At 72.8% G+C, this 8485-nt stretch carries 7 protein-coding genes; all 7 read left to right on the forward strand.

The window, feature by feature from the left end:
• Window positions 1-36: 36 nt before the first annotated feature.
• The gene (locus tag H976_RS0108215) at window positions 37-2196 is read left to right on the forward strand and encodes a DUF6049 family protein (RefSeq protein ID WP_027861151.1); all 2160 of its coding nucleotides are present in this window, start codon (window positions 37-39) and stop codon (window positions 2194-2196) included.
• Entirely contained in the window at window positions 2193-3902 is a 1710-nt protein-coding gene (murJ, locus tag H976_RS0108220) for a murein biosynthesis integral membrane protein MurJ (RefSeq protein ID WP_027861152.1), read from the forward strand. The genes H976_RS0108215 and murJ overlap by 4 nt, the downstream gene beginning before the upstream one ends.
• Before the next feature lie 101 nt (window positions 3903-4003).
• Complete coding sequence (locus tag H976_RS0108225) at window positions 4004-5929, forward strand: protein kinase family protein (protein ID WP_027861153.1); 1926 nt, start codon at window positions 4004-4006, stop codon at window positions 5927-5929.
• Window positions 5926-6654 carry an RNA polymerase sigma factor SigM gene (sigM, locus tag H976_RS25250; protein ID WP_036225257.1) on the forward strand — a complete coding sequence of 243 codons (729 nt, stop codon included), beginning with the start codon at window positions 5926-5928 and terminating at the stop codon, window positions 6652-6654. The genes H976_RS0108225 and sigM overlap by 4 nt, the downstream gene beginning before the upstream one ends.
• Window positions 6651-7412, forward strand: a complete 762-nt coding sequence (locus tag H976_RS0108235; RefSeq protein ID WP_027861154.1) for a hypothetical protein — start codon at window positions 6651-6653, stop codon at window positions 7410-7412. Before sigM ends, H976_RS0108235 begins: the two co-directional genes overlap by 4 nt.
• Window positions 7413-7422: 10 nt before the next feature.
• Window positions 7423-8250, forward strand: a complete 828-nt coding sequence (locus H976_RS0108240; protein ID WP_051276464.1) for a transglutaminase family protein — start codon at window positions 7423-7425, stop codon at window positions 8248-8250.
• 88 nt (window positions 8251-8338) lie between these two features.
• Window positions 8339-8485, forward strand: a 147-nt coding sequence (locus H976_RS29880) for an FAD-dependent oxidoreductase (RefSeq protein WP_155918072.1), incomplete at its 3' end; no start/stop codon positions are given.

The raw sequence follows: 8485 nt of genomic DNA on the forward strand, positions 1-8485 counted from the left end.
GCCGGGAGCGGGTCACCTGCTGGATAGCATCGCCGCGTGAGAGGCACCGGGCTGGCGACGCGTGCGCTGGCGGTGGTGACCCTGGCGGTGACTGCTCTCACCGGCCCCGGACTGGCGGTGGCCGGCGCCGCGACCCCGTCGCGTGTGCGCACGGCCGAGGAGGCCACGCCGACCCCGCTCTCGGTGACCATGACGCTGCTCAGCCCGTCGACGATCCCGGCGCACGGCGTGCTCACGATCAGCGGGCTCGTGAAGAACGACTCCAAGGAGGACTGGACCGACATCAACGTGTCACCGTTCATCTCCAGCGAGCCGATCACCACCCGCGACGAGCTCGCGGAGGCGGCGGCCTCGGCCCCCGACGTCTTCGTCGGGAACCGGCTCACCGCACCCAGCACCCAGGTCCTCGTCGGTGACCTCCGGCCCGGCCAGGCCACCTCGTTCACGGTGCGGGTGCGGGTCGACGAGCTGGAGATCAGCGGCGATCCCGGCGTCTACTGGATCGGCGTGCACGCCCTGGGGACCAGCCCCGAGGGCCGCGACCTGGAGGCCGACGGCCGCGCACGCACCTTCATCCCGCTCGTGCCGAAGTCGCTCGCCCGGCTGCGGACGGTCCCGCTCTCCGTCGTACTCCCGGTGCGCGACCGTGCCCGCCGGACGGCCGACGGAAGTCTCAACGGCCCCACCCGCTGGGTGCACCTCACCGAGCCCGAGGGTCGCCTGGCCCGCCTCGCCGACTTCGGCTCCTCGGCCGGGGACGCACCGCTCACCTGGATGGTCGACCCGGCGGTGCTGGATGCCCTGAAGGACTTCGGGCGGGGCAACCCACCCCTGTCGCTGGGTCCGGACCGTCACGCGGGCCAGGGCGACGACCAGAAGGACGACGACCAGCGGCCCGACAGCAGCCCGTCGCCGAGCCCGTCGCCGCCCGCCGAGTCGGGCACTCCGAGCAACGAGGAGCGCGATCGGGCCAACGTCGTGCTGAACACGCTGCAGGCCGCGGTCCGATCACACCCCGCGCTCGCCCTCGGGTACGCCGACCCAGACGTCGCCTCGCTCGCCCGACGCGGACCCAAGCTGCTGCGCCGCTCCGAGGACCTCTCCGCGAAGAGCATGCAGGCCCACAACCTCATCGGCTCGGCGGTGGTGTCCCCACCCGAGGGCTACTTCGACCCCGACCTCCTCGGGAGCCTCCCCTCGAGCACGCTGATGCTGCTCAGCGACCACGGCGAGCTCGACGAGCCGACGCTGTCCAAGCTGCCCACCGGCCAGGACCTCGTGCTGACCGACGAGCGCGCGGTGGCCGGCGGTCCGTTGCCCAACCCGCCCCGGTCTCCCCTGGCACTGCGCCAGCGGCTCCTGGCCGAGGCCGCCCTGGAGGTCACCCAGGGCGAGGCGCCGATCCAGCCGATGGTGTTCAGCTTCCCGGCCGGGTGGAACCCCGGCCGCTACTGGCGCGACGCCGACTTCTTCGGTGGGCTCGACGTGCCGTGGCTGCGGCTCGCCTCCCTGCCCCGCGGCGCGTCCGCGACCTTCTCCGGAAAGCTGCCCTACGGTCGCACCCAGCTGGCCGACGAGATCGGTCCCACCAACGTCGCTGCGACACGCGGCCTCGTGCACACCAGCACCGTGCTCGGCCACCTGCTCGCCAACGACAACGACGTCACCGACCAGCTGGACGGCGCCGCGCTGCAGGCCTCGGCGTACAGCGCCAAGCCGACGCTCGGGCTGGCCGCCGACCAGGTGCGTGCCCTCGACGCCACCACCCGCACCCAGATCGACCAGGTGCAGGTCACCGGCACCGACTTCGTGACGCTCTCCGGGGGATCCGGTTCGTTGACGGTCACCCTGGTCAACGGGCTCAAGCAGCCCATCACCGTCGGACTGCGCGCCCGCAGCGACAGTTCCGAGGTGAAGGTGCAGACCCCGAAACCGGTCAGCATGCAGGCCGGCGAGCGCACCACGCTGCGGCTGCGGGTGAGCAGCGGGGTCGGGGTGCACGAGGTGACGCTCTCCCCCGTCACCACCCAGGGTGAGAACGCCGGCACCCCGCTGACGTTCGGGCTGCGCACCAGCCAGGTCGGCCGCCTGATCTGGTACGTCATCATCGCCGGCGGAGTGCTCCTCGCCGTGATGATCGTGCGCCGGATCGTGCTCCGGATCCGGCTCAACCGGTGGCGGGTGGACGAGCAATGAGCGACGACGTCGCGCCCGAGGTGCCGCAGGACAGCTCCGACTCTCGGTTGCCCTCGACCCAGAGCTCGCTGCTCTCCGCCAGCGCGGTGATGGCCGCCGGGACGATCGTGTCCCGGCTCAGCGGCTTCGTCCGCAGCACGTTGTTGGTCGCCGCCCTCGGCGCCAGCCTGCACGCCGACGTGTTCAACATCGCCAACACGGTGCCGAACATGCTCTACATCCTGCTGGCCGGAGGCGTGGTGAACGCCGTCCTGGTGCCCCAGCTCGTGCGGGCGATGCGCAAGGACCCCGATGGCGGCGACGCCTACACCAACCGCGTGATCACGCTGGCCGGCCTGTTCCTGGCCATCGTGACGGTGCTGCTGGTGGTGGCCGCGCCCCTGCTGATGCGGCTGTTCCTCGACCCGAAGTTCTTCACCCCCGAGCTGGCCGCCCAGCGCGACTCGGTCATCGCCTTTGCGCGCTACTGCCTGCCGCAGGTCTTCTTCTACGGGATGTTCGTGCTGGTCGGGCAGGTGCTGAACTCCCGCGGCCGGTTCGGCCCGATGATGTGGGCGCCGATCGCGAACAACGTCGTCTCGGTGGTCATCCTGACGACCTACCTGATCACCATCGGACCGGCCACCGGCCCCGAGAAGCAGGGTGGCTTCACCGCCGGTGCCGAGGCGCTGCTCGGACTCGGTTCGACGCTCGGGATCGTGGTGCAGTTCCTGGTGCTGGTCCCCTACCTGAGGTCGGCCGGGTTCCACTATCGGCCACGCTTCGACTTCCGCGGCACCGGCCTCGGGCACACGCTGCGGCTCGGCGTGTGGACGGTGCTGTTCGTCGTGGTCAACCAGGTCGCCTACACCGTGGTGGTGCGGATCGCGAGCAGCGGCACCGTCGACCCGACCGGTGGCGGAGGCGAGGGCACCGGTTACACGGTCTACTCCAACTCGTTCCTGCTGACGATGGTCCCCCACGCGATCATCACCGTCTCGCTGGCCACGGCGATGCTGCCGCTGCTCTCGTCGTACGCCGCGGCGGGGGATCTCCCCGCGATCGGTCGATCGGTCTCCGCCACCCTGCGCTCGGCCTACTCGCTCGTGGTGCCGGCGGCGGCACTGCTCGCGATCATGGCGATGGACACCGCCCACGTGATCTGGGGCTACGGCGGTGGCGCCGACGACTACGGCAACTTCGCGCCCTCGCTCGCCCTCTTCGGCATCGGCCTGGTGCTGTTCACCGCGCACTACCTGGTGCTCCGCGGCTTCTACGCCCTCGAGCAGAACCGCCGGGTGTTCCTGATCCAGTGCGGCATCGGGGCCACCAACATCGTCGCGGCGATCCTGCTCACCCACGACGCCCCGCCCGCGCAGATCGCGCCCCGGCTGGTGCTGGCCTATGCCTGCTCCTACCTGGTCGGCGCCGTCACGTCGTACACCCTGCTCGCCCGCGAGGTCGGCGGCCTCGCCGGGCGTCGTCTGGTCCGCTTCCTGGTCCGGATCGTCATCGCCGTCGGCATCAGCGCCGCGGTCGCCTGGGGACTGCGTGAGCTGCTGACCGACCTCGTCCCCGGCACCAGCACCTGGCACGCCGTGCTCGACCTGGCCGTCGTCGGTGTGGTCTATCTCGCCTGCTACCTCGTCATCGCCCGCCTGCTGCGGATCTCCGAGGTCAACGACGTGATGGCACTGGTCACACGGCGGCTGCGTGGCAGGCGCTGAGCCCGCCCGGTGCTGCCCGAGGACCCCAGGACCGGCCCTACGATGGGCTGGGAAGCCGGAGAGGCGCCCTCGTGGGGGCTCGAGGTGAGGGGAGTGACGTGATGAGCAATTCCATCGGACCCGGCACCGTCCTCGCCGGCCGCTACCGCCTCGACGACCTGCTCACCGAGAGCGAGGGAGCCCGGTTCTGGCGGGCGACCGACACCATCCTGGCCCGCAGCGTCGCCGTGCACGCGGTGCCGAGCGACGACGAGCGTGCCCCCGGCCTCCTCGACGCCGCCCGGGTCTCCGCCACCGTCACCGACCCCCACCTGCTCCGGGTGCTCGACTGCGACGACGCGGGCGGCATCACCTGGGTCGTCAACGAGTGGGGCGACGGCGTCTCGCTCGACCTGATGCTCCAGCAGGGCACCCTGCCCCCGTCCCGTGCCGCCTGGCTGACCCGCGAGGTCGCCGACGCGATCGCTGCCGGCCACGCCCAGGGTGTCGCCCACGGTCGGCTGAACCCGGAGGCCGTGCTGGTCACGCAGGCCGGCGCGGTCAAGCTGATCGGCTACGTCGTCGACGCCAGCCTCCAGCGTGGACGGCCACCGGACCCGCTGTACGGCGAGCTCGACGAGCGGGAGGCCGACGTCATCAACCTCGCCGGGGTCCTCTACGCCGGGCTGACCGGTCGGTGGCCGGGAGTCGCCCCGTCCGCCGTACCCAAGGCGCCCCGCGAGGGCCGGCGGCCGCTGCGCCCGCGCCAGGTGCGCGCCGGTGTCCCCCGCACCCTCGACGTCATCTGCGAGCGGGTGCTGCACAAGGAGGCCTCCCAGCACGCCATGCCCATCGAGACGGCCCAGGAGATCGCGGCCGCCCTGGCCGACTTCCTCGGCGACTCCGGGAGCGCCGCTCCCCTCGACCTCGCCGGGATGCACTCCGAGCCCACCGTCTCCATCCATCGCGACGCGCTGGCGACGGGCGTCGCCGACCTGCACGCGGAGGCGCTGGCGGCCGGGACGTCCTCGACGGACGAGGCGGCGGAGGCCACCGTGCAGTCCGCGCCGCCCGCGGCCGAGGAGCCGGACCCCGAGGACACCCAGATCTACCAGGAGGCCCGGCAGGGCCCGGACTCGATGACCCCGCTCCAGGCACCGCCCGAGGCGGCCACTCCCCCGCCGCCCTTCGAGGACATCCCCGAGCGGCCGCTGTTCGCCAGCACCGAGCGGCGGGTCCCGGCCGCGGCGCAGGCTGCCCAGGCGGCCGAGGCAGCACGTGCGGCCGAGCTCGGGCACAGCCCGGCCGGCGCCACGGCGACCGCCGCTCGCGCCGGCGTCGACTCCACCTCAGGGGGCACCGGCGACACCGGCTCCGGCTTCTGGCCCTTCACCGACGAGGACGAGGCCAAGAACGACGTCCACACCGGCAAGGAGGGCCGGGGCTGGATGCGGATGGCGATCGTGGTCGGGATCCTGATCATCGTCGTCGTGGCGATGGCGATCGCGTTCAACCGGGGCCGCCAGGACGGCGGACCCACCTCCGGCTCGCCGGGCAGCACCCCGTCGCAGGCCGCGGGTACCACCGGCGGCGCCGCGGTCACCTTCGCCGGCGTACGCGACTTCGATCCCGACGGCGACCCGCCCGAGGAGAACCCCGACACCGCGAAGAACGCCATCGACGGCGACCCCAGCACGTCGTGGACGACGGTGACCTATCGCGGCACCCCCGCGCTGGGCGGGCTCAAGCCAGGCGTCGGACTGATGCTCGACCTCGGCAAGGAGCAGCGGGTCTCCTCACTGACGGTGCGCTTCAAGGGCGCCCCCACGTCCTACGACGTGTACGCCGCTCCGGCCGGCGTGACCGAGGCCCCCGACACGGTGGACCAGCTCGACAAGGTCGGCGGCCAGCAGTCGGCTCCCGAGAAGAGCAGCATCACCCTCGAGTCCAAGCCGTCGACGCGCTACCTGCTCGTGTGGCTGACCCGCCTGCCGCAGGTCGCGGGCGGCTACCGCGGGGAGATCATCGACATCACGGCCAGGTCGTGACGACCCGTGAGGACAGCGACGCCTCCCTCGTCGAGGCACACCTGGCCGGCGACCCGGAGGCGTTCGGCGAGCTGTTCCGCCGCCACCGCGACCGACTGTGGGCGGTGGCGCTGCGCACGACGGGCAACCCGGAGGATGCCGCGGACGCCCTCCAGGACGCCTTGATCTCGGCCTTCCGCCGCGCCGACTCCTACCGCGGCGACGCAGCGGTGACCACGTGGCTGCACCGGATCGTGGTCAACGCCAGCCTCGACCGGCTGCGTCGGCGCAAGGTGCGTGCCGCCGATCCGCTGCCCGACGACCTCGACGACGCCGCCGCCCGCGGAGCGGTCCTGGCCGGACCCGACGACGGTCCCGACCCCGGTCCTGAAGCCCACGCGGTCGCCTCCGAGAGACGGCGGCAGGTCCTCGCCGCTCTCGAGCAGCTCCCGCCCGACCAGAAGGCGGCGCTGGTGCTCGTCGACATGGAGGGCTACCCCGTCGCCGAGGCCGCCGAGATCCTCGAGGTGCCCACCGGGACGGTGAAGAGCCGCTGTGCGCGCGGACGGGCCCGGCTCGCCGTACTCCTCGCCGACCTCGGTCCCCCCGGAACCCGTGAGCCGCCGGGTGCGTCCCATTCGGGAGGTCCACCCGGTGACCCGCCCCCCAGTCCGTCTGCCAGCCCGTCTGCCAGCCCAGCTGTCCGAACGTCCGAACGTGCCATCGAAGGAGGTGAGCAGCCATGACCGACGAGCCCGAGCCCGACCGCGAGCAGGAGGAGCGCGTCCGTGCCCTGCTCGCCGACCTCGGTGCGGCTCCGGACGCAGCGGCCGTGCCGCCCGACGTGGCGGCCCGGCTCGACGAGACCCTCGCCGGGCTGGTGGCCGAGCGCGAGCAGACGCCGGCGAACGTCGTACCCCTTCGGCGACGGTGGGCACCCCGAGCGGCGGCAGCAGCGGCCGCGGTCATCGTGCTCGGCGCGGGTGGGGTCGCCGCGGCCAACCTCGGCGTGTTCGACGGCACCGCCAGGGACACCAGCAGCGCCGACACCTCGGCCGGCGGCAGCAGCGCGGAGTCGCTGGACGGCACCACCACCACGGCTCCCGAGCCGACGACCGCACCCAACGCGTTGTCCGCGCAGCTGCCGCGGGTCAGGGCCGCGTCGTTCGACGCCGACGTCGCGCGGCTGCTCCAGCGGCGCGCTCCGGCTCGGGACGACGCGCCCAACCAGCGCAAGAGCGAGCTGGGCAGTGGATCCGGCGAGGCGGCCGCCACCTGTCCCGGGCCGCGCACCAGCCACGGCTCCACCACCACGCCCGTGCTGTACGACGGCACCCCAGCCGTCCTGGTCGTCCACCCCGCCCGCGCAGGCGAGCGCCTCGTCGAGGCGTGGTCCTGCGGCGGTGGCCGCGTACTCGACAGGGCCCGGGTCCCGGCGACAGCGGCCGGCGTCGACCCGAGCAGCCCGGACCCCGGATTAGCCAGCCCCAGCCCGACGCCGTAAGACTGGCCCCATGGCCTTCTCAGCCGGGGACTCCCCCGCCCGCACCCGCTCGGTCTCGTGCGAGGTGGCGCTCGACGTACGCCAGCAGGCCGAGCTCGTCTGGTCGGTGGCCGTGGCCGACGGACCCGAGCTCGCCTCGGAGGACCTGACCGTCACCGTCGACGGCTCGCCGGTGCCGGTCGAGGAGCTCCGGGTCGACGACGGTGGCCGGCTGCACCTGTGCAGCGCACCGCCCGGCTCACTGCGGCTGACCTACTCCGCCGAGGTCACCGGCACCGCCGCCCCCGCGAAGGTCGACCCGGTCGAGGAGATCGTCTACCGGCGCCCAAGCCGCTACGCCGAGTCCGACGAGCTCGGCCCCACCGCCTGGGCGGAGTTCTCCACCCTCGAGGGCAAGGACCTGCTCGACGCCGTCAGCTCGTGGGTCGGCACCCAGCTGTTCTACGTCAGCGGCTCCAGCCGGCACACCGACGGCGCCACCCAGACCCTGCTGGCCCGCCAAGGCGTGTGCCGCGACTACGCGCACCTGGTGATCGCCCTGCTGCGTGCCCGCAACGTGCCGGCCCGGCTGGTCGCGGTCTACGCGCCCGGGCTGCAGCCGATGGACTTCCACGCCGTCGTCGAGGCCGCCATCGACGGGGAGTGGCGGGCTGTCGACGCCACCACGCTCGCACCCCGCCAGTCGCTGGTCCGGATCGCCACCGGCCGCGACGCCTCCGACACCGCGTTCCTCACCGTCCAGTCCGGCCGGGCCGACCTGGTGAGCATGAAGGTCGATGCCACCGCCTCCCCCGACCTGCCCGTGGACGACCTCACCCGCCTCGTCTCCCTCACGTGACACAGGGGCCGCGTCACACCGCGGACAGGAATGTCGGGTGCCTAGGATCTGTTCCACTGGCGTGACTCACAGCAATCAAGGAGTAGCAGTGACTGAGAGTTCAGAGACCCGCAACGTGATCATCGTGGGGTCCGGACCCGCTGGCTACACCGCCGCGGTGTACGCCGCGCGAGCCAACCTCGCGCCCCTCATGTTCGAGGGCTCCGTCACCGCCGGTGGTGCCCTGATGAACACG

Source organism: Marmoricola sp. URHB0036 (assembly GCF_000426045.1).
Classification (GTDB): domain Bacteria; phylum Actinomycetota; class Actinomycetes; order Propionibacteriales; family Nocardioidaceae; genus Marmoricola.